Annotated in this window: 18 protein-coding genes; 6 read left to right on the top strand and 12 right to left on the bottom strand. The window is 69.2% G+C overall.

Annotated elements, in window-relative coordinates; translation table 11 throughout:
* Positions 1-167 precede the first annotated feature (167 nt).
* Positions 168-1,739 (bottom strand): PucR family transcriptional regulator, encoded by a 1,572-nt coding sequence (locus ACNPQM_RS29230; protein WP_418086317.1) that lies wholly within the window; start codon positions 1,737-1,739, stop codon positions 168-170.
* A 160-nt stretch (positions 1,740-1,899) separates the two neighbouring features.
* Complete coding sequence (locus tag ACNPQM_RS29225; protein ID WP_418086316.1) at positions 1,900-4,296, bottom strand: ATP/GTP-binding protein; 2,397 nt, start codon at positions 4,294-4,296, stop codon at positions 1,900-1,902.
* Positions 4,297-4,562: 266 nt separating this feature from the next.
* On the opposite strand from ACNPQM_RS29225, the gene gabT reads away from it, so the two are divergent.
* Both gabT and ACNPQM_RS29215 read left to right on the top strand, forming a co-directional pair.
* Positions 4,563-5,903 carry a 4-aminobutyrate--2-oxoglutarate transaminase gene (gene gabT / locus ACNPQM_RS29220; RefSeq protein ID WP_358860143.1) on the top strand — a complete coding sequence of 447 codons (1,341 nt, stop codon included), beginning with the start codon at positions 4,563-4,565 and terminating at the stop codon, positions 5,901-5,903.
* 123 nt (positions 5,904-6,026) lie between these two features.
* Positions 6,027-6,851 (top strand): phosphatase PAP2 family protein, encoded by an 825-nt coding sequence (locus ACNPQM_RS29215; protein ID WP_418086315.1) that lies wholly within the window; start codon positions 6,027-6,029, stop codon positions 6,849-6,851.
* A 113-nt stretch (positions 6,852-6,964) separates the two neighbouring features.
* On the opposite strand, the gene ACNPQM_RS29210 is transcribed toward ACNPQM_RS29215, so the two are convergent.
* Genes ACNPQM_RS29210 through ACNPQM_RS29185 form a run of 6 tightly spaced genes read right to left on the bottom strand, consistent with a single transcriptional unit; the run spans position 6,965 to position 14,151 of the window.
* Positions 6,965-8,380 (bottom strand): NAD(P)/FAD-dependent oxidoreductase, encoded by a 1,416-nt coding sequence (locus tag ACNPQM_RS29210; RefSeq protein WP_418086314.1) that lies wholly within the window; start codon positions 8,378-8,380, stop codon positions 6,965-6,967.
* 22 nt (positions 8,381-8,402) lie between these two features.
* A complete protein-coding gene (locus ACNPQM_RS29205) occupies positions 8,403-9,206 on the bottom strand; it encodes an ABC transporter permease (RefSeq protein ID WP_358860140.1) in 804 nt (267 codons plus the stop codon).
* Positions 9,206-10,138, bottom strand: a complete 933-nt coding sequence (locus tag ACNPQM_RS29200; protein WP_358860139.1) for an ABC transporter permease — start codon at positions 10,136-10,138, stop codon at positions 9,206-9,208. Before ACNPQM_RS29200 ends, ACNPQM_RS29205 begins: the two co-directional genes overlap by 1 nt.
* Complete coding sequence (locus tag ACNPQM_RS29195; protein ID WP_418086313.1) at positions 10,135-11,286, bottom strand: ABC transporter ATP-binding protein; 1,152 nt, start codon at positions 11,284-11,286, stop codon at positions 10,135-10,137. The genes ACNPQM_RS29200 and ACNPQM_RS29195 overlap by 4 nt, the downstream gene beginning before the upstream one ends.
* Positions 11,287-11,341: 55 nt before the next feature.
* A complete protein-coding gene (locus ACNPQM_RS29190; RefSeq protein WP_358860137.1) occupies positions 11,342-12,592 on the bottom strand; it encodes an ABC transporter substrate-binding protein in 1,251 nt (416 codons plus the stop codon).
* A 44-nt stretch (positions 12,593-12,636) separates the two neighbouring features.
* Positions 12,637-14,151, bottom strand: a complete 1,515-nt coding sequence (locus tag ACNPQM_RS29185) for a gamma-aminobutyraldehyde dehydrogenase (RefSeq protein WP_358860136.1) — start codon at positions 14,149-14,151, stop codon at positions 12,637-12,639.
* A gap of 206 nt (positions 14,152-14,357) precedes the next feature.
* Here ACNPQM_RS29185 and ACNPQM_RS29180 point away from each other — a divergent pair, with 206 nt between their 5' ends.
* Positions 14,358-14,918, top strand: coding sequence for an NADAR family protein (locus ACNPQM_RS29180; protein ID WP_418086312.1), 561 nt, complete (start codon positions 14,358-14,360; stop codon positions 14,916-14,918).
* Positions 14,919-14,991: 73 nt separating this feature from the next.
* On the opposite strand, the gene ACNPQM_RS29175 is transcribed toward ACNPQM_RS29180, so the two are convergent.
* Positions 14,992-15,690, bottom strand: a complete 699-nt coding sequence (locus ACNPQM_RS29175) for a DUF4190 domain-containing protein (protein WP_358860135.1) — start codon at positions 15,688-15,690, stop codon at positions 14,992-14,994.
* Between the two features lie 133 nt (positions 15,691-15,823).
* Here ACNPQM_RS29175 and ACNPQM_RS29170 point away from each other — a divergent pair, with 133 nt between their 5' ends.
* The 3 genes from ACNPQM_RS29170 to ACNPQM_RS29160 all read left to right on the top strand — a co-directional run bounded on the left by ACNPQM_RS29170 (position 15,824) and on the right by ACNPQM_RS29160 (position 17,953).
* Complete coding sequence (locus tag ACNPQM_RS29170) at positions 15,824-16,858, top strand: adenosine deaminase (protein ID WP_418086311.1); 1,035 nt, start codon at positions 15,824-15,826, stop codon at positions 16,856-16,858.
* Positions 16,859-16,881: 23 nt separating this feature from the next.
* The gene (locus ACNPQM_RS29165; RefSeq protein WP_418086310.1) at positions 16,882-17,586 is read left to right on the top strand and encodes a glycerophosphodiester phosphodiesterase; all 705 of its coding nucleotides are present in this window, start codon (positions 16,882-16,884) and stop codon (positions 17,584-17,586) included.
* A 211-nt stretch (positions 17,587-17,797) separates the two neighbouring features.
* Positions 17,798-17,953 carry a hypothetical protein gene (locus ACNPQM_RS29160; protein WP_418086309.1) on the top strand — a complete coding sequence of 52 codons (156 nt, stop codon included), beginning with the start codon at positions 17,798-17,800 and terminating at the stop codon, positions 17,951-17,953.
* A 1-nt stretch (position 17,954) separates the two neighbouring features.
* Here the strand turns inward: ACNPQM_RS29160 and ACNPQM_RS29155 are convergent, their stop codons facing one another.
* From ACNPQM_RS29155 to ACNPQM_RS29145, 3 genes are all read right to left on the bottom strand, one after another.
* The gene (locus tag ACNPQM_RS29155; RefSeq protein WP_418086308.1) at positions 17,955-18,500 is read right to left on the bottom strand and encodes a hypothetical protein; all 546 of its coding nucleotides are present in this window, start codon (positions 18,498-18,500) and stop codon (positions 17,955-17,957) included.
* A gap of 53 nt (positions 18,501-18,553) precedes the next feature.
* Positions 18,554-19,717: an ABC transporter substrate-binding protein gene (locus tag ACNPQM_RS29150; RefSeq protein WP_358860151.1), complete on the bottom strand. Its 1,164-nt coding sequence runs from the start codon at positions 19,715-19,717 to the stop codon at positions 18,554-18,556.
* A gap of 182 nt (positions 19,718-19,899) precedes the next feature.
* Positions 19,900-21,339, bottom strand: a complete 1,440-nt coding sequence (locus tag ACNPQM_RS29145; protein WP_418086307.1) for a gamma-aminobutyraldehyde dehydrogenase — start codon at positions 21,337-21,339, stop codon at positions 19,900-19,902.
* Positions 21,340-21,515: the final 176 nt, after the last annotated feature.

Raw genomic sequence — 21,515 nt, 5'->3', positions numbered from 1 at the left:
GGTGTCTTGCCCCCACCGTAGGGCCGGGCCGTCGACCTGGCGTTTGTCCGCGATGGAGCGAAGGGCGACAGGCATGCGCCGGTTTGTCGGATGACCGCACCCATCGGAATGGTGTGTCGCAAGCGTCCGGCACGCGGGGCGTCCTCAGGCGCCGGCCGAGCTCCGTTTCACGGCGTCGGCGAGGAGTTGGTCGCCTTCAGTGCCAGCCACAGTTCCATCCGGACATCCGGGTCGTCCAGGGAGCGGCCGAGGATCTCCTCCACACGCCGCATCCGGTAGCGCAGGGTGTGGCGGTGCACGCCCAGGTCGGCTGCGGCCGCATCCCACTGACCGTGGTGGGAGAGCCAGGCACGCAGCGAGGCGACCAGGTCGCCTCGCCCCTTCGCGTCGTGCTCGTACAGGGCGCGGAGCAGGCCGTCCGCGAAGGCTCGTACCGCGTCGTCCGCGAGCAGTGGCAGAACCGAGCCGGCCGCCAGCTCTTCGTGCTCGACGAGGGCCCTGCCCCGGCGGCGGGCGACCGAGAGTGCCTGTTCGGCCTGCTTGTATGCGGCGGAGACGGCGATCGGACCCGCCGGCGCGGACAGCCCGACCACGATTTCCCCCTCCGCGGGCGTCTTCTGGTCACGTGGGGTCCGCTCGTCCTGTGCCCTCGCGTATGCCATGCACGCCGCGACAGCCGCACCACCGTCCGCGGCCAGGACGACGAGCCTCTCGCCCTCGGGAACCGTCAACAGCGTCTCGCCGGCCCGGGAGGCCGCCGCCTCCATCGCCTCACCGAGCAGCGCCGGTGTCGACGGCTCGGCCGCCTCCGCGATCAGCAGCCGGAAAGGAGCGTCGAGCAGCCCTCCGTACAGATCCCCGGCAACGGCCCGCGCGTGGTCCGGCTGGCCGGCCAGGAGCATCCGCAGCACCGCCGCGCCGAGCCGCTGCTCAGCGCCCTGGAGGGAGCGCGAGCGGGCAGTGGTGAGTGTCAGCAGGGCGACGGCCGAGTGCACGGCGTACCGCTCGGCGGTGCCGAGAGCCGAACCGGTGCCCACGGCCAGGGCGCCACGGGCCCTGCGGCCGGTGCCCAGGGTCTGGAGCTCGACCCGGTCGTCGGTGTCGCCGAGGACCACGCTCGCCGGAGCAGGGCGCTCTCGCAGGCGCTCCACATCGGGGGTGAGCCGGGCGGCACGCCGGGCGGCCCAGTCGGGGGCGGCGGCCACGACGGCGCCGGAGACGTCGTACAGCGCAGCCCAGCCGTCGACCTGCGCGGCGAGCCGGGTGAGGAGTTCGGCGGGTCCGTCCCCCGCGAGTGCGGCCTTGGTCAGATCCCGCTGGGCCTCGAACCCCGCTGTCACCGCCCGGTACTGGTCGGCAGCGATCTCCGACGAAACAGCCTTGGCGATGGCGAGGAACGCGGTGCGGCGCGGCACTTCCAGGATCGGCAGCCCGGCCTCCTCCCCGGCGTCGATCAGGGGCTGCGGTACGTCGTCGTAGTTGACGCCCACGGCGAAGCCCAGCCCGACGACTCCGGCGCCGGCCAGCCGTCGCACGTACCGTCGCATCGCTTCGGGGTTCTCCGCGTCGAGGTTGGTGGCGGTGACGAGAAGGAGCTCTCCACCCTCCATGTAGGGGACGGGGTCGGCGAGCTCGCTGGCATGCGCCCAGCGCACGGGCTGGTCAAGCCGGTCCGCCCCCGCACGCACCGTGAGTTTGAGCGCCGAGTGCTGGACGAGCGAGGCGAGAGTGGGGGGCATGGAGACCGCGGGACCTTCAGGAGTCGATTTCGCCGTCCCGTACGAACGGCTCCTCCCGATTCTGCCAGGGCGGCAGGGTCCGCCGAAACCGCTTCCAGATATACGGCACCGTTTCCGCTCGCCGGATCCGCTGCGGAGGAAAGGGCCGCACGGACACGGATCAGCCGCTCAGGTTCACCAGCAGGGGCGGCGCGTGGTCCCCCCGTACGGTCGTGAGGGACAACACCGCGTGTCCTGCCGGAACGCGATGGGCCAGTTCTGAGGCGGACCAGCGTTCGCGCTCGACCTGGCGTACGGTCACCGCGTCCGTGGTCACGGCCTTCCCGGTGACCAGTTTCCGGAAGGCGTGGATGGCCCGGGTCATCGGCTGGTCGGCGAAGACCGTGCGCTGGGTGACGTCCCTCGTCTCGACCCATTCCGTGCCCCACGCCTCGGCGAACTTCTTGCCGTCCCAGGTGGTGATCCCGGAGAACGCCATCCGGCAGCCCACGGCGCCGAGCAGCGCCGTGTGGAGGTTCTCCGGGACGTCGTCGAGGGTGCGCAGCGTGACCACGGCTCCGGCGTGCGCGGAGCGCAGCCGCTGGATTCCGCGGACGGTGTCGGGGGTCAGGGTGCGGGTCGCGTCGTCGAGGACGAGGCAGGCGAAGAGCGAGCGGTCCGCGCGGGTGGCGGCACTCGCTGTGAACTGCGCGAGGACAAGGCGGGCAAGCATCCGCGACGCCTCGGCGTGGCCACGTTCGGGCAGGTCGATACGGACCCTCAGCGGGTGTTCCAGGGCCCGCAGGGAGAAGGGGCGGGCTTTGCCGGTGGTGTCGAAGAAATCGGCGAACGCGGGCCGGTCGAGGAGCGCGACCCGGTCGGCGAGCGCGGGTCCGGCGTCGCCGGGCGCGCCGGACTGACGGGTGCGCGCGTCCAGTTCGCGGTGCATGTCCTGGCGGCCCGTGTCGTCGAGGGCCTCGCGCAGAGCGGAGAGCGTCTCCGGTACGCCGTCGAGCAATTCCCGCAGCTCCGGGACGGAGGGGAAGCGGCCGTGGGCGGCGCGGTAGGGACCGAGGAGCTGGGCGAGGGCGGTGGCGGCGCGCCGGCTGTCCACCTCCTGGAGATCACCGACGAGCCCCTCGGCCAGCACGGCAGCGGCTTCGTCGGGGTCGGTGGTGCCTCCGTACAGGTCGAGGTCGTGGACGGAGGACGGGTCGCCGAGCTTGACCACGACGTCGAAGCCCTCGTCGGCGCCGAGCTGGGTTCCGGCGGCGCACACCGCGACGACGGCGGCGCGCCCGGCGAGCGCCTGGAGGGCGAGGGATTCGACGACCGGCCGGATCAATGCGCGGCTCTTGCCCGCCCCCGGCGGCCCGACCGCCAACAGGGACGTGCCGAGCAGCCCGGGGTCGAGGGCGATGCCGTTGCCGCGGCGTGCGTAGGGGTTGCGTTCGCTGTCGTCGACGGTGCCGAGTCTGACCTGGTCGACCAGCAGGTCGTGCCGGGCGGCACGGACCGGGAGATCACGTGCGCCGGAGGGGTGGGTGCAGGCGGCGGCGCCGTTGCGCAGCACGGTGTCGGTGAAGGCGGGGAGGCGGTTACTGTCGGCGCGTACGGATGTCCAGGCACGTCGGATACGGGCGTAGTCGACGTCGTTCATCCGGCCCGACCGCGCCTCCTGGGAGAGCTTGGCGGCGGCCTGATTCTGTCCGGCGGCGCGCAGGTCGGGCCACTCGGCCGGATCGTCCGCGCCGTCGTCCGTGCGGCCTTCGGTGCCGCGGCCCGTGTCCTGGGCCGTCGTGGCGGCGTGGGCCGTCGGCGGGTGCTGCGGTCCGTTGCCGCCGGAGGTCCGGCGCCGCAGTTCCGCCCATCGTCCGAGCTTCGCGAACGGCCACACGATCACCAGGGTGATCAGGGCGTACAGCGTGTACGTGACCGCGGTGGTCACGGTGCGGTCGGTGCCCAGCCATGGTGCGGCGAAGCTGAAGGTGAGCTCCATGCCCGGCACGGTCCCGTTCCATACGAGGATCCAGACCAACAGGGCGCCGACCGCGGCGCCGCCGGCCCGGGCGGCGGGTCCCCGGCCGCCGACCCATCGTTCGAACGCGGCACGCCAGTTACCCAAGCGGCCGAACCCGTAGAAGATCGCTCCGATGATCAGGAGGCGGTATATGTCGAGCGCCCGTACGGCCCCATGGGTCAGCGGCTGATCGCCGAACGGCCCCCACCAGCCGTCGGGGGTGAAGAGTTTCAGCGGGACCCGCCAGTACGGGATGTATCCGTTGCGCCAGAGCGACCAGACGAGGACGGCGGCCAGCAGGGAGATCACCGCTCCGCTGAGCAGGGTGCGGTCGGGCGTGCGTTCCTCTTCCTGGGCGGGCCGGGAGGTGTGACCGAACCGCCAGACACCCGGTTCCGCGACGGGCCTGGGGATGCGCAGCCAGTCCCCGAGGGAGGGCCCGGAGGCCGGTGCGTGGCCCGGCCTGGGCGGCAGCACGGGCGGTGGTGGGCCGGCCGGGCGCGGCACCGAATGACCGGAGCGGGTGCCGCGTGAGTCGTACGTGCCCTCGGTGTCCATGTGCTGTCCCTCGTCCCCTGACCAGCGCCGACCGGTAACTCCGGGCGCGGGCGCCCGATCCCCTCAATCTAGTGCCCCGTACCACCCCGTCAGACGCTGTTGATCGGGATGTCTCGCACCTGCTGCCGGGCCGAGGGCCATGCCGGTCGCTATGTCCGTGACGGACAACCGCGGCCCGCCACTTCTCCCGAACGGAACATGCCGGACCCCCGGCCTCGCCCCTAGCCTGCAGAGAGAAGCGTCCGAAACACCCCCAGGAGCCCCGCATGACCGCAATTCCGCAGGAGCGCCGCGTCGTCACTGCCATTCCCGGCCCGAAGTCGGTGGAGCTGCAGGCCCGCCGTCTCGCGACGGTCGCCGCAGGTGTGGGCTCCACCCTGCCCGTGTTCACCGCCCGTGCCGGTGGCGGGATCATCGAGGACGTGGACGGCAACCGCCTCATCGACTTCGGCTCCGGCATCGCCGTGACCTCGGTCGGCGCCTCCGCCGAGGCCGTCGTACGCCGCGCGTCCGCGCAGCTGGCCGACTTCACCCACACCTGTTTCATGGTCACGCCGTACGAGGGGTACGTCGAGGTCTGTGAGCAGCTCGCCGAGCTGACGCCGGGCGACCACGCCAAGAAGTCCGCGCTGTTCAACTCCGGCGCCGAGGCCGTCGAGAACGCCGTGAAGATCGCCCGTGCCTACACCAAGCGCACCGCCGTCGTCGTCTTCGACCACGGTTACCACGGCCGGACCAACCTCACGATGGCGCTGACCGCCAAGAACATGCCGTACAAGCAGGGCTTCGGTCCGTTCGCGCCCGAGGTCTACCGCGTCCCGGTGGCGTACGGCTACCGCTGGCCGACCGGTGCGGAGAACGCCGGCGCCGAGGCGTCCGCCCAGGCCATCGACCAGATCACCAAGCAGATCGGCGCCGACAACGTCGCCGCGATCATCATCGAGCCGGTGCTCGGCGAGGGCGGCTTCATCGAGCCGGCGAAGGGCTTCCTCCCCGCCATCGCGCAGTTCGCCAAGGACAACGGCATCGTCTTCGTCGCGGACGAGATCCAGTCCGGCTTCTGCCGCACCGGCCAGTGGTTCGCCTGTGAGGACGAGGGCATCGTCCCCGACCTGATCACCACCGCCAAGGGCATCGCGGGCGGTCTGCCGCTCTCCGCAGTGACCGGCCGCGCCGAGATCATGGACGCCGCGCACGCGGGCGGCCTCGGTGGTACGTACGGCGGTAACCCGGTGGCCTGCGCGGGTGCGCTCGGTGCCATCGAGACCATGCGTGAGCTGGACCTGAACGGGAAGGCGAAGCGCATCGAGGAGGTCATGAAGGGCCGCCTCTCCGAGATGCAGGCGAAGCTGCCGAACGGCGATGTCATCGGTGACATCCGCGGCCGCGGCGCGATGATCGCGATCGAGCTGGTGAAGTCCGGCACGAAGGACCCGAACCCGGAGGCCGCCGCCAAGCTTGCGAAGGCCTGCCACGCCGAGGGCGTGCTCGTCCTCACCTGTGGCACGTACGGCAATGTGCTGCGCTTCCTGCCGCCGCTGGTGATCGGCGAGGACCTGCTGAACGAGGGCCTCGACGTCATCGAGCAGGCTTTCACCCAGATCTGATCCGGTCCCGGAGCCGATCCCGATCGGGCCCACGTGAGGGTCTGTGAAGAAGGTGTGGGGGGCCGATGGCGGGATCCCATTCCGGCTGTCGGTCCCCCATCGGCTGCCGTACGGTTTCTGCAGATGAGAGAAACACCCTGCTCGCAGGGCACTGCGAGCGAGACCGGGTCGGAGCTTCCCCGGCACCGACCTGGTCGTGCCTTCGCGCACACCACTGGAGCCTCTGGCTCCGGAACTCCTCACCGATCGGATGGCCGCTCGCCCCAAACCCCCCGGGGCGCGCGGCAAACCGGTCCAGGCGACCGCCCCGGAACCACCCCCCCTGTTCCGGGGCGGTCGGCTTTTCTCCTTTCGCTGGTGTCGTCGCTGCTCACGGCCTTCGCGCTCCTCACCTGGCAGGTCGCGGCCGACGGCCCGCTGCGCGGGCTGGACGAGCGGATCGGCCGGACCGTCGTCGGACACGGTCCCGCCCGGCTCACCGAATTCCTCGCCGATCTCGGCAACCTGCAGGTGGCGCTCCCGGTCCTGGGGTGCGCGATCGTCTACGCGCTGCTGCGCGGCGCACGCCGTGCGCCGCTGTCCGCGGCGCTCGCCATGGCGGCGGTACCCGCGCTGATCGTCCCGCTCAAGGATGTGATCGCCCGTCCGGGACCGCTGACCGCCGCAACCGGCTACTACCCGTCGGGCCATGCGGCGACGGCCGCGGTGGCGTACGGGGCCGCGGCGCTGCTGCTCGCACCGCGCACAGGTCCGGCAGGGCGGTCGAAGTGGTCATGGACGATGCCCGTCGCCGCGGTCCTGCTGACCGTGGCGACGGGCATCGGTCTGGTATTGCGCGGCTATCACTGGCCGCTCGATGTGCTCGGCAGCTGGTGCCTGAGCGGGCTGCTCCTCCTGACGCTCAGCTGGTCGAGCAGTTCCTCACGGCGGCGTCGGCCGACGGAGTAGGCGTCGAGATTCTTCGAGACTCACCGTTGTCGAAGCGGTCCCAGTTGATCGGCCCCGTCCTCAGTCCGCGCAGTCCGGGCCAGGTGCAGGGAGTGCCCCGGCCCACGGCCCGGTCAGCTGTCGAAGCCGAGCCCCAGGCGGTCCATCGTCCGCAGCCACAGATTGCGGTGCCCGCCATTGCTGTCCGCCCTGGCCAGGGACCTCTTCGTGAGTTCGATCCCAGCCCAGGCGAACGGCTCCGGTGGGAACGGCATCGGCTTGGTGCGCACCATTTCCAGACCGGTCCGCTCGGTCCTCTTTCCGGACAGCAGGTCGAGCATCACATCGGCGCCGAACCGGGTTGCTCCGACACCGAGCCCGGTGAATCCGGCGGCGTAGGCGACCCGACCCTGATGGGCCGTCCCGAAGAAGGCGGAGAAGCGGGAACAGGTGTCGATGGCACCACCCCAGGCGTGGCTGAATCGCACCCCGGCCAACTGCGGGAAGCATTCGAAGAACTGGCCCGCGAGCTTGAGGAACGTCTCCGGCCGCTGGTCGAGATCGGCGCTCAGCCGGCCACCGTACGGATAGATCGCGTCATAGCCGCCCCACAGGATCCGGTTGTCCGCCGAGAGCCGGAAGTAGTGGAACTGGTTGGCGCTGTCGCCGAGCCCCTGCCGGTTCTTCCAGCCGATGGAGGCGAGCTGGTCGGCGGTGAGCGGTTCGGTCATCAACGCGTAGTCGTAGACCGGGACGGTGTACGGACGCACGCGCTTCACCAGTGACGGGAAGATATTCGTGCCCAGCGCGACCCGTCGGGCGAGGACCTTCCCGTACGGCGTGCGGACCGCCATCCCGGTGGCGGTCCTGGCCAGTTCGAGGCCCCGAGTGTGCTCGTACACCCGCACGCCCAGCTCGATGCAGGCCCGCTTCAGCCCCCAGGCGAGCTTGGCGGGGTGCAGCATGGCGACCCCGCGCCGGTCCCAGAGCCCGCCCAGGAATGTCGGTGAGTCGACCTCCGCGCGCAGTGCGTCCTGATCGAGGAATTCCACTCCGGTGAAGCCGAGCTTCTCCGTTTCCCGGTGCCATTCCCGGAGTTCTTCGAGCTGGTGGGGTTCCGTGGCGACATCGATCTCGCCGGTGCGCTCGAACTCGCAGTCGATGGAGTAGCGGGCGACAGCCGCCTCGATGGCGTCGAGGTTCTGCTCGCCCATCTCCTCCAGCTTCTTGATCTCGTCAGGCCAGCGTTCCAGGCCGTTGGGGAGGCCATGGGTGAGGGAAGCGGCACAGAATCCGCCGTTGCGGCCCGAGGCGGCCCAGCCCACCTCGTGCCCCTCGATCAGTACGACGTCCCGTTCCGGGTCGCGTTCCTTGGCGATCAGTGCGGTCCACAGTCCGCTGTATCCGCCGCCGATGACGAGCAGATCGCAGTGTTCGTCGCTGGTGAGCGCGGGAAGCGCGTCGGGCCTGCCGGGGTCGTCCAGCCAGAACGAGACCGGCCGGGCGCCGGAAAGTGATTGTGCAGCAGTACGCATGGCAGCTGGGGCCATGGTTTCCAACTCCTTCAGGATTTCAGGGTCGTGCGCTGTTCTTTCGCCGGTTCGCGATCAGCTGGCCGGCGACAACCACCAGTACGGCAATGATGAACATCGCCGTGCCGATGACGTTGATCTGCACGGGTGTGCCGCGCTGTGCCGAACCCCAGACGAACATGGGGAAGGTCACGGTCGAGCCCGCGTTGAAGTTGGTGATGATGAAATCGTCGAAGGAGAGCGCGAAGGCGAGCAGCGCTCCCGCGGCGATTCCGGGGGCGGCGATCGGCAGGGTCACGCGCAGGAACGTCTGCACGGGGCCCGCGTACAGATCGCGGGCCGCCTCCTCCAGCCTCGGGTCCATCGACATCACGCGCGCCTTGACCGCCGTCACGACGAAACTCAGGCAGAACATGATGTGCGCGATGAGGATCGTCCAGAAACCGAGCTGCGCACCCATGTTGAGGAAGAGCGTGAGCAGCGAGGCGGCCATGACGACCTCGGGCATCGCCATCGGCAGGAAGATCAGTGAGTTGATCGCGCCACGCGCCCGGAAGCGGTAGCGGACCAGTGCGAAGGAGATCATCGTGCCGAGCACGGTCGCGCCGATGGTCGCCCAGGTGGCGATCTGGAGAGAGAGCGAGAGCGAGCCGCACATGTCGGCGACGCCGCAGGGATCCTTCCAGGCGTCCAGTGAGAAGCGCTGCCAGGCGTAGTTGAAGCGCCCGTTCGGCTTGTTGAAGGAGAACACCATGACGACGATGTTCGGCAGGATCATGTACGCGAGGGTCAGCAGACCCGCGATGACGATCAGATGGCGGCGGAGCCAGCGCAGTACGGGCATCAGACCAGGTCCTCCGTCCCGGAGCGGCGGATGTAGACGGTGACCATCAGCAGGACCACCGCCATGAGGATGAAGGAGAGCGCGGCCGCCATCGGGTAGTCGAGGACGCGCAGGAACTGGGTCTGGATGACGCTGCCGACCATCTTGGTGTCGGTGGAGCCCAGCAGTTCCGCGTTGACGTAGTCACCACAGGCCGGGATGAAGGTCAGCAGCGTGCCGGAGACGACGCCCGGCATGGAGAGCGGGAACGTCACCTTGCGGAAGGTGGTGGCGGGGGTGGCGTACAGGTCGCCGGCCGCCTCGTGCAGCCTGCCGTCGATCCGCTCCAGCGAGGTGTAGAGGGGCAGGATCATGAACGGCAGGAAGTTGTAGGTCAGACCGCAGACCACTGCCATCGGCGTGGCCAGCACCCGGTTGTTCTCGGTCCAGCCGAGCCAGCTGGTGACGTCCAGGACGTGCAGGGTGTTCAGCACGTCGACGACCGCACCGCCGTCCGCGAGGATCGTCTTCCAGGCGAGCGTACGGATCAGGAAGCTGGTGAAGAACGGCGCGATGACCAGCACCAGCACCACGTTGCGCCAGCGGCCCGCCTTGAACGCGATGAGATACGCGAGCGGGTAGCCGAGCAGCAGGCACAGGATCGTCGCGGTACCCGCGTACAGCAGGGACCGGACGAACTGCGGGTAGTACTCGGACAGCGCGTCCCAGTAGGTCTGGAAGTGCCAGGTGACCTCGAACCCCTTCTCCAGGGATCCGGTCTGTACGGAGGTCGACGCCTGGTAGACCATCGGCAGCGCAAAGAAGACGATGAGCCACAGGATGCCGGGGAGCAGCAGCCAGTACGGCACGAGCCGCTTGCGGGTGGAGGCCTTCCGTACAGGGAGTTCGGCGGGGTCTGTGGGCGGCGCGGGCGGCGCTTCGGTGACGGTCACGTCGCGTCCTCCACCGTCTCCACGCCTGCGTCGATGTCCTGGGCCGCGTCGAGACCGAAGGTGTGCGCGGGGTTCCAGTGCAGGACGACCTCGGCTCCCGGGGTGAGCCGGGTGTCGCGCTCGATGTTCTGCTCGTACACCTGAAGCGCCTTGCCGGCCGGGCTCTCCACCACGTACTGCGTGGAGACACCGATGAAGCTGGAGTCGGTGATCCGGCCGGTGACCCGGTTGCGTCCGGCGACTATGGAGTCCGCGTCGTCGGCGTGGGCGAGGGAGATCTTCTCCGGACGGACACCGAGCAGCAGCTTGCCGCCACGGGCGGTCGGGGCCTGGCACCGCCCGGCGGGCAGCCGCAGCGTCATGCCTCCGGCACCGACCAGGATGTCCTCGCCGGCCTCGGCGATCTCGCCCTCGATGAGGTTGGAGGTGCCGAGGAAGTTGGCGACGAACGTCGTCTTCGGATTCTCGTACAGATCGGCTGGTGCGCCGAGCTGTTCGACACGGCCCGCGTTCATCACCGCGACGGTGTCGGCCATGGTCATGGCCTCCTCCTGGTCGTGGGTGACATGGATGAACGTGATGCCGACCTCGGTCTGGATGCGCTTGAGCTCCAGCTGCATCTGGCGGCGCAGCTTGAGGTCGAGGGCGCCGAGCGGCTCGTCGAGCAGCAGCACCTGCGGGTGGTTGATCAGGGCGCGGGCGACGGCGACGCGCTGCTGCTGGCCGCCGGAGAGCTGGTGCGGTTTGCGCTTCGCGAAGTCGCCGAGCTGGACGAGCTCCAGCATGTCGTCGACCTGCTTCTTGACCGACTTGATGCCGCGCCGGCGCAGACCGAAGGCGACGTTCTCGCTGATGTCGAGGTGCGGGAAGAGCGCATAGCTCTGGAAGACGGTGTTGACGGGCCGCTTGTACGGCGGGAGGTCGGTGATGTCCCGGCCGCCCAGCGAGATGGTGCCGGTGGTGGCCTCCTCCAGCCCCGCGATCATCCGCAGGGTGGTGGTCTTGCCGCAGCCGGACGCCCCGAGAAGGGCGAAGAAGGAGCCCTGCGGAACGGTCAGATCGAGCGGCTGGACGGCTTTGAAGGAGCCGTACGTCTTGCTGATCCCGGTGAGGCGGACGTCGCCGCCTTCTGTCTGCTGCTGTGTCATGGGTCGGAGTCCCAGTGGTGTCAGGGGGAGATCGGAGGAAGGAAAGGCGGGTCGGTCAGGCGCCGATGAGCTTGGCGAACTTCTCCTCGTACGCCGTCTCTTCCTTGGATGTCAGCGAGCGGAAGGCGTGCGACCGGGCCGCCATCTCCTTGTCGGGAAGGATCAGGACGTTGTCGGCCATCGCCTGGTCGATCTTCGCCAGTTCGTCGCGGACTCCGTCGACCGGACAGACGAAGTTGATGTACGCGGCGAGCTTGGCGGCGACCGACGGCTCGTAGTAGTAGTCGATGAGCTTCTCGGCGTTGGTCTTGTGCCGGGCCTTCACCGGGACGAGCATGTTGTCGCTGGAAATGATGTAACCGGCGGCCGGGATGGCGTACTTGATGTCCGGGTTTCCGGCCTGCAGCTGGATGATGTCGCCCGCCCAGGCGACGCAGGCGGCGATGTCGCCCTTGTCGAGGTCTGCCGTGTAGTCGTTGCCGGTGAAGCGCCGGATCTGGTTCTTGTCGACACCCTTCTGAAGCCGGCCGATCGCGGCGTCGTAGTCGGCGTCGGTGAAGGTGCCGGGGTCCTTGCCCATGTCGAGCAGGGTCATGCCGATGGAGTCGCGCATCTCCGAGAGGAAGCTGACCCGTCCCTTGAGCTTCGGGTCGTCCAGCAGCTGGCTGACGGAATCGACCTTGCGGCCTCCGGTCGCCTTGGAGTTGTAGGCGATGACGGTGGGTATGCCCGCCCACGGGTACGAATAGGCGCGACCGGGGTCCCAGTCCGGGGAGCGGAACTGGGCCGAGAGGTTGGCATAGGCGTGCGGCAGGTTCGACGCGTCGAGCTTCTGCGCCCAGCCGAGGCGCACGATGCGTGCGGCCAGCCAGTCGGTGACGTTGATGATGTCGCGGCCGGTGTCCTGGCCGGCCGCGAGCTGCGGCTTGATCTTGCCGAAGAACTCGACGTTGTCGTTGATGTCCTCGGTGTACTTGACCTGGATCCCGGTGCGCTTCGTGAACGCCTCCAGGGTGGGCCGGTGCTTGCCGTCATCGGTGACGTCCATGTACTCGGTCCAGTTGGAGAAGTTGACCTGCTTCTCCTTGGCCGAGTGGTCGTCGGAGGCCGCCGCTGCGTCCCCCTCCCGCTGCGCGGGCGGGATGCCGCACGCGCTCAGCGTGCCCAGGCCGCCGAGCGCGAGCGCGCCCATGCCGGAGGCGCGCAGCAACGAACGGCGGGTGAGGGCACCCCTGCCACTGGTAAGACTGCGCCGCATCGCGGCCAGTTGGGCCGCGGAGAGGTGCTCCGGCTCGTACTGCTCCATGCGCGTTGCCCTTTTCGGTTGAGTGTGGCCGTTGTCCGGCCTGGCTATCGGTCCCCGAAGATCGTGCGGTGCCAGTCCTTCCGGACGACCGCGGTGTTGTCGTACATCACGTGCTTGACCTGTGTGTACTCCTCGAACGAGTACACCGACATGTCCTTGCCGAAGCCGCTGGCCTTGTATCCGCCGTGCGGCATCTCGCTGATGATCGGGATGTGGTCGTTGACCCAGACGCAGCCCGCCTTGATCTCGCGGGTGGCGCGGCCCGCCCGGTACAGGTCGCGGCTCCAGGCGGAGGCGGCGAGTCCGTACGGGGTGTCGTTGGCGAGGGCGATGCCCTCGTCATCGGTGTCGAAGGGCAGCACGACCAGGACCGGGCCGAAAATCTCCGACTGGACGATCTCGCTGTCCTGAGCGGCGCCCGCGACGAGCGTCGGCCGGTAGTAGGCACCGTCCGCGAGGTCTCCGCCGGGGGCCTCACCGCCGGTGACGACGGTGGCGTACGCACGGGCGCGCTCGACGAAGCCGGCGACCCGGTCCCGCTGGGCGTGGCTGATCAGCGGGCCGAGGTCGGTCGACGGGTCGAAGGGGTCGCCGAGCCGGACGGTCTCCATCAGCGAGGCGACGCCCTGCACGAAGGCGTCGTAGAGCGGCCGCTGGACGTAGGCGCGGGTGGCGGCGGTGCAGTCCTGGCCCGTGTTGATGAGCGCTCCGGCGACCGCGCCGTTGACAGCGGCCTCCAGGTCGGCGTCGTCGAAGACCACGAAGGGGGCCTTGCCGCCGAGTTCGAGGTGGAGACGCTTGACGGTGGCGGTGGCGATCTCGGCGACCCGCTTGCCGACGGCGGTGGAGCCGGTGAAGGAGGTCATCACGACGTCCGGGTGGCCGACGAGATGTTCGCCCGCGTCCTTGCCCGCGCCGGTGACGATGTTGATCACACCGTCCGGGATGCCTGCCTCAGTGGCCGCCTGGGCGAACATCAGCGAGGTCAGCGGGGTGATCTCGGCGGGCTTCAGCACGATCGTGTTGCCCGCAGCGACCGCCGGGAGGACCTTCCAGGCGGCCATCTGGAGCGGGTAGTTCCAGGGGGCGATCGAGCCGACGACGCCGATGGCCTCGCGGCGTACGTACGAGGTGTGGTCGCCGTCGTACTCCCCGGCGGCCTTGCCCTCCAGGTGGCGGGCGGCGCCGGCGAAGAAGGAGGTGTTGTCGACGGTGCCGGGCACATCGAACTCGGTGGAGAGCTTGATGGGCTTGCCGCACTGGAGCGACTCGGCGTACGCGAAGTCGTCGGCCTGCTCCGCGAGGACGGCGGCGAACCGGTGCATCGCCTCGGACCGCTCGGCCGGGGTGGCACCCGACCAGCCGGGGAACGCCTCGCGGGCGGCCGCGACGGCCGCGTCGACATCGGCGGTGCCCGCCAGTTCGTAGGTGTAGACGATCTCGCCCGTAGCCGGGTTCACGACGTCGTGGCTGCGTCCCGATGTGCCGGAGCGCAACTTTCCGCCGATGTACTGCGCGCCGGCCGCGAAGCGGTCCCGCACGTGGAAGCCGTTGCCCATGACGCTCTCCTCCGCCGCTGACTCCGTGAACCGGGGCGGCGTACCTTCTGCTCGATTTGAGTGCCGATCCTGGCAGAGGAGGCTGACCCCAACAAGTGATTCCGTTGTTGCCTTTTGGTTACGCAACGGAATCTGTCGACCATGTGTCGCGTCGCCGCGGAAATCCACGTACGGAGTGTCAGTGGCGGATGCCAGACTCGCATGTCATGGAACACCTGAGCGAGCTCGTGGCGCGAACCCGTCGCGGTGAGAAAGTGAAGTACCTGCCGTTCTGGGGGCACCGCCCTCGGCCGGACGGGCGGATCGGCGCGAGCTGCCTCAGCCAGTGGTGGCCTTCACCGTTCACGGTCGACGGGGTGACATACGCGTCGGCCGAGCACTGGATGATGGCCGGCAAGGCGCGGCTCTTCGGCGACGCGGAGGCGGAGCGCCGTGCGCTGTCCGCAAGCAGCCCTGCGGCGGCGAAGAAGGCGGGCCGGCTGGTACGCGCCTTCGACGACACGGTGTGGGAGCGGGAGCGGTTCGCCCTGGTGGTGGCGGGCAGTGTCCACAAGTTCGGCCAGAACGCCGGGCTGCGCGCGTTCCTGCTGAACACCGGGGACCGGGTGCTCGTCGAGGCGAGCCCCCTGGACAGGATCTGGGGCATCGGACTGGCGGCGGACGACCCGCGAGCGCAGGATCCGGAGCGCTGGCGGGGGCTGAATCTGCTGGGCTTCGCCCTCATGGAGGCGCGAACACGGCTGCACGCCGTGCCCGACGCGACATGAAAAGGCCCGCGGGGCGGTCGGGGTAGTCCCCACCGCCCCGCAGGCCTTGTTCCGTGCGGCGGCATTCCTGCCTCTACCGCGTGCCGTCCACAACCAGGGACGTTCCGTACGTGTCGTCGTAGGGGTCGCGGTGGTTGAAGTCGTGGCTCATGCCCCAGATCAGGAAGCCCAGGAACGCTCCGCTGATCACGATGCCGAGCGAGCCCAGGATGATGCCGGCCAGCGCGACGCCGCCGTTGTTCGCCTCACCCCGGCTGACCCGGCCGCGGCCTATGAGACCGAAGATCAGCGCGAGGACGCCGAGGACGACCCCGAGCCCCCACATGCAGAAGCCGACCACGGCGATGATGCCGAGCACCATCGACGCGATACCGAGCCCGTTCGCGGGCGCCGGTCCGCCCCAGGGCGCGTGGCCGTAGCCGGGGTATCCCGGATAACCGCCGTACTGCGGGGCGGGTGCGGCCGGGTATCCGTACGGTCCTGCCGGAGGGACCTGCTGCCCGGGACCGCTCGGCGCGATCGGCGGCGGCGGTACGTCCCCGGGCACCTGTCCCGCTCCAGGCAGGGGGCCGGTCCCCGGTGCGGCGCCGAACCCCGCCGTGGGCGCCGGTCCCGTTCCTGTGGCCGGCATCGAGGTGACCGTCTGCTGGTCGTGCACAGCGGGCGGGCGCGGGTCACCGGTCTGCTTCTCCAGCGGCATCCTGTTGTCCGGCGGAGCCCACGGATCGCGTGGCGCAGCCCCGTCCGCGGGCTGCTCTGTGTTCTCTGACATGGGCCTCCCCCATCGTGGTCCCGTCATGCTACGGCCCGACCCGGCAACCGCCGCTCCGGCCTACGATGTTCCCCGTCCCACTCCGGGCCGTCCCGTGCCCGGACCGTTCCACGTCACGCCCCCGGAGGATCCGATGACCGATCTGCACGCCTTCATCGCGGGGCTGCCCAAGGCCGAACTGCATGTCCACCATGTCGGATCCGCCTCGCCCCGCATCGTCGCCGAACTGGCCGCCCACCACCCGGACTCGAAGGTCCCCACCGACCCCGCGGCGCTGGCCGACTATTTCTCCTTCACCGACTTCGGCCACTTCATCGACGTCTATCTCTCCGTCGTGGACCTGGTCCGCACCCCGGAGGATGTCCGGCTGCTGACCTTCGAGATCGCCCGGGACATGGCCCGCCAGAACATCCGGTACGCGGAACTGACCGTCACCCCGTTCAGCTCGACCCGGCGCGGCATTCCGGAGCAGGGGTTCATGGAGGCGATAGAGGACGCCCGCAAGGCCGCCGAGGCCGAGCTCGGGGTCGTCCTGCGCTGGTGCTTCGACATTCCCGGCGAGGCCGGGCTCGAATCAGCGGAGGAGACCACCCGGCTCGCCGTGGACCTGCGGCCCGAGGGGCTCGTCTCGTTCGGGCTCGGCGGTCCCGAGGTCGGCGTGCCCCGCCCGCAGTTCAAGCCCTACTTCGACCGGGCCATCGCCGAGGGGCTGCACTCCGTCCCGCACGCCGGGGAGACCACGGGCCCGGAGACGATCTGGGACGCCCTCACCGCACTGCGCGCCGAGCGCATCGGCCACGGCACCAGCGCCACCCGGGACCGCAGGCTCCTCGACCACCTCGCCGAACACCGGATCGCGCTGGAGGTCTGCCCGACCTCGAACATCGCAACCCGTGCCGTGACCGATCTCGACCTGCACCCGGTCAAGGAGATGGTGGACGCCGGAGTCCTGGTCACCATCAACAGCGACGACCCGCCGATGTTCGGCACCGACCTCAACAACGAGTACGCGGTGGCGGCCCGGCTCCTCGGTCTGGACGAGCAGGGTCTTGCCGGGCTCGCGAAGAACGCGGTGGAGGCCTCGTACCTCGACCCGGCCGGCAAGCGGACGCTGGCCGCCGAGATCGACACGTACACGTCGGACTGGCTGCGGCGAACCGGCCGGTGACCGCCGGTGGTGACAATGGCCCCATGGCCGCCTCTGTCACCGCCGTAGCTCACCGCGGCGATCCGTACCGTGTCCGCGAGAACACCCTCCCCTCGATCCGCTCCGCCATCGAACGGGGGGCGGACGCGGTCGAGATCGACGTCCGGGTCACCCGCGACGGGGTGCCGGTCCTGCTGCACGACGCCACGCTGGAGCGGCTGTGGGGCCACGAACGCAGACTGGACCGGCTCACCCATCAGGAGCTCACCGAGCTGACCGCGGGCCGTGTGCCCACCCTGCGCGAGGCGCTGCTCGCCGCCGGGGCGCACCGCCTCATGCTCGATCTGCCCGGCTCCACCGACGAGTCGGTACGGAAGACCGTCGGCCTGGTCCGCGAGTACGGGGCCGCGGAGCGTACGTACTACTGCGCGGGCCCCGAGGCCATGCTGCGGGTACGCGCCGCGGATCCGTCCGCCGAGATCGCCCTCACCTGGACGACACTCGCGCCGCCCCGCCCCGCCCTGCTGGACGTGGTGAGGCCGCGCTGGCTGAACTACCGGTTCGGGCTGGTGAGCCGGGAACTGACGGACCGTATCCACCGGGACGGGCTGCTGGTCTCCGCCTGGACGGCCGACACCAAGCGCACGATGCGCCGTCTGATCGGACACGGAGTCGACTCGATCACCACCAACCGGGTCGACGCCCTGCACAGTCTGCTCGCCGACTTCCGGCCCGTCGAGCTTTCTTGATCGATCCGGCATGGGCGACGCCTCACCGTTGGTGAGCGAAACCGGTGCCCGAGGAGCAGGTGTGACCGAACCGCACAACAGTCCCCGTCCCGCCCGACGCCGTTCCGACATCGCGCACCACGCCCGCGAAAGCGGGAACCCAGCGCATCCAACACCGTTCGGGATGCGCCCAGTAGGCAGCAGTGGGTCCAGGACTCACTTACGCACACTGGTGAGGAACGGTTACAACACAGCCGTCGCGGCCGCCCGCGATCTCTCGCGGACCCTCGTCCACAGCGTCAATGCGACGGACGCGAAGGGGGAGGGCATGAATGGCACGCCGATGAACATCGGGGTGGCCGCCTTCGGTGCCCCGTCGGCCCAGTGACTCAGACCGTTGCCGCGGAAGCCGGCCCGGCCACCGGGTCCTGCGTCCGCTCCAGCACTTCCAGCCGCTTGATCATCCGGCGGACGACGAGCAGGGGAAGCACTCCGAAGACGCCGAACGACATGTCGATGACCGACCACCAGAACGGAATGTCCCGGATCGGTCCGCAGATCAGCGCGAGCGGGATGATCCCGGCGCAGGCAATCATGCCGAACTCGACGACCCAGATGTTGCGGACCGGGTCGCGGTACGGACCGTAGAACGCGACCGCGATGACGAGATGCGCGAAAGCCAGCCAGTCGGTGCCGTACAGCACGAACGGGTACGTCGCGTCGGCCTCGTCGAGGCCGGTCCGGACCCGGGTGATCCACTCCATGAGGGCCGGGAAGTGTTCGGGCACGGGAGAGGCCGAGGATCTCAGCAGATCCTCGGCCCAGTGGAGTTCATGGACGAGCGGGAAGGCGGTCAGCCCGCTCAGTACCAGACAGACGATAAAGACGACCAACCACACGCGTATGCGCCTCAGCAGGGCTCTTCGCTCGCTCATGTCCGCAGCGTACGCCCGTGTTTACGCACCCTTTACGCCACCCCGGAGCGGCCTCACAACCCGACGATGGAGTTCCACTTCTTCGCGAACTCGGTGCGCTCCTCGGACGTGATGTCGCGGGCGATCGTCAGCCGCTTGCGCATCGCGTCATCGGGGAAGATCAGCGGTTCCTCGGCGAGCGCGGCGGTCTCCTCGTCCTTCGAGGAGGCCAGCACCTCGCGGGCGGCGGGGACGGGGCAGACGTAGTTGACCCAGGTCGCCAGCTCCGCGGCGACCTCGGGCTCGTAGTAGTAGTCGATGAGCTTCTCGGCGTTGCGCTTGTGGCGGGCGAGGTTGGGGATCAGGAGGGACTCCGCCCAGAGTTCGCCACCCTCCTCGGGCACCACGAACTCGATCTCCGGGTTGTCGGCCTGGAGCTGGATGACGTCGCCGGAGTAGGCCTGGCAGGCGAGTACATCGCCGGTCGACAGGTCCTTGATGTAGTCGTTGCCGGTGAAGCGGCGGATGTGCTTCTTCTTCACCAGCTTCTCCACCTGGTCACACACCTCGTAGAAGTCGTCGCGCTTCCATCGGGTGACGTCGACGCCGTTGCCCAGCATCAGCAGGGCCAGGGACTCGTCGAGCCCGGACAGCAGTGTCACCTTGCCGCTCAGGTCGTCCGCCCACAGATCGCTCAGGCTCCTGATCTCGCGGCCGAGCTTCTTGCGGTTGTACGCGATGCCGGTGATCCCGGACTGCCAGGGAACGCTGCGCGTCCGCCCCTGGTCGAAGGCGGGGGAACGCAGCTGCGGGTCCAGGTATTTGGCGACATTGGGCTGCTTGGCCCGGTCCATCTCCTGCACCCAGCCGAGCCGCACGAACCGGGCGGCCATCCAGTCGCTGACGACGATCAGGTCCCGTCCGGTCTGCTGATGGTTCATCAGCGCCGGGCTGATCTTCCCGAAGAACTCGTCGTTGTCGTTGATCTCCTCGGTGTACGTGACGGAGATCCCGGTCCGCTTGCTGAACGCGTCGAGTGTGGGCCGCTTCGACGCGTTCTTGTCGTCGGTGTCGATGTACAGCGGCCAGTTGGCGAAATGCAGCGTGTGGTCGCCGCTGGAGTAGTCGCGTCCGGCGCGGTCGCCGGGCTGCACGTAGGCAGCGGGCACTCCGCAGCCGGCCAGCGTGACACCGGCCGCTCCCGCCCCGAAGGCGTGCAGCAGGGACCGGCGGGACATGGGGTTGTTCGGGATCGCTCGCACCTGCGCAGGATGCCCGGCCGGGGACGTGGCGGACAATGGACCAATCGTCCAGCAGAGCGGGCCTCTCCCGCACACCCTGTCGATGCCCCGTCAGGCGGCGGACACGGGAACGGCCCCTCGAAGTGCCACATTCGAGGGGCCGTCACCACCGCTGGGTGTCAGTCGTCGAGCGAGGTCATGACGTGCTTGATGCGCGTGTAGTCCTCGAAGCCGTACGCGGAGAGGTCCTTGCCGTAGCCGGACTTCTTGAATCCGCCGTGCGGCATCTCGGCGACGAGCGGGATGTGGGTGTTGATCCACACACAGCCGAAGTCGAGGTTCTTGGACATGCGCATCGCGCGGGCGTGGTCCTTGGTCCACACCGAGGAGGCGAGGGCGTACTCGACGCCGTTCGCGTACTCCACGGCCTGATCCTCGTCGGTGAACGACTGGACCGTGATCACCGGTCCGAAGACCTCGTTCTGGATGATCTCGTCGTCCTGCCGCAGACCGGAGACGACGGTCGGGGCGTAGAAGTAGCCCTTCTCGCCGACCCGGTGGCCACCCGCCTCGACCTTGGCGTGCGTGGGCAGCCGGTCGATGAACCCGCTGACCTGCTTCAGCTGGTTGGCGTTGTTGAGCGGGCCGTAGAGCACGTCCTCGTCGTCCGGCTGCCCGGTCTTCGTGTCCGCGGCGGCCTTGGCGAGCGCGGTGACGAACTCGTCGTGGATCGACTCGTGGACGAGGACGCGGGTCGCGGCCGTACAGTCCTGACCCGCGTTGAAGAAGCCTGCGACGGAGATGCCCTCGACGGCCTTGGCGATGTCGGAGTCCTCGAAGACGACGACGGGCGCCTTGCCGCCGAGCTCCAGGTGAACGCGCTTGACGTCCTTGGCGGCGGACTCGGCGACCTGCATGCCGGCCCGTACCGAACCGGTGATGGAGGCCATCGCCGGGGTCCGGTGCTCGACCATCGCGCGGCCGGTCTCGCGGTCGCCGCAGATGACGTTGAAGACGCCCTTGGGCAGGATGTCGCCGATGATCTCGGCGATCAGCACGGTCGACGCCGGGGTGGTGTCGGACGGCTTGATGACGACCGTGTTGCCCGCGGCGAGCGCCGGGGCGAACTTCCACACCGCCATCATCATCGGGTAGTTCCATGGCGCGACCTGGGCGCAGACGCCGACCGGCTCGCGGCGGATGATGGAGGTCATCCCCTCCATGTACTCGCCGGCCGAGCGGCCTTCGAGCATCCGCGCCGCGCCCGCGAAGAAGCGGATCTGGTCCACCATCGGCGGGATCTCTTCGGTGCGGGTGAGCTCGATCGGCTTGCCGGTGTTCTCGGACTCGGCGGCGATCAGCTCCTCGGCCCGCGCCTCGAACGCGTCCGCGATCTTCAGCAGGGCCTTCTGGCGCTCGGCGGGCGTGGTGTCGCGCCAGGCGGGGAAGGCCGCGGCGGCGGCATCCATGGCGGCATCGACATCGGCCTGACCGGAGAGCGGAGAGGTCGCGTATACCTCTTCCGTCGCCGGGTTGACCACGTCGATGGTCCGCCCGTCCGCGGCGTCCCGGAACTCCCCGTTGATGTAGTTGCGCAGACGGCGCACCTCGGTGGTCACAACCACCCCTCCTGTCGACACGTCCAATGGGTGAGACATCCAGCCTAGTCGCAGAGGTAACGCTTTCGACATACCCACCCGCCGAGAACTTCGGATTCAGTGAGATCTTGACCCTCAAACAACGAATTTCATCGATTGAGGGTTGCAAGACAGACGAGTCCCGGTGCACAGTGGAT

It is taken from the genome of Streptomyces sp. NPDC056231 (assembly GCF_048270745.1).
GTDB lineage: Bacteria > Actinomycetota > Actinomycetes > Streptomycetales > Streptomycetaceae > Streptomyces.
Note: the sequence above shows the minus strand (reverse complement) of the source record. Positions and strands in the feature narration are given on the sequence as shown.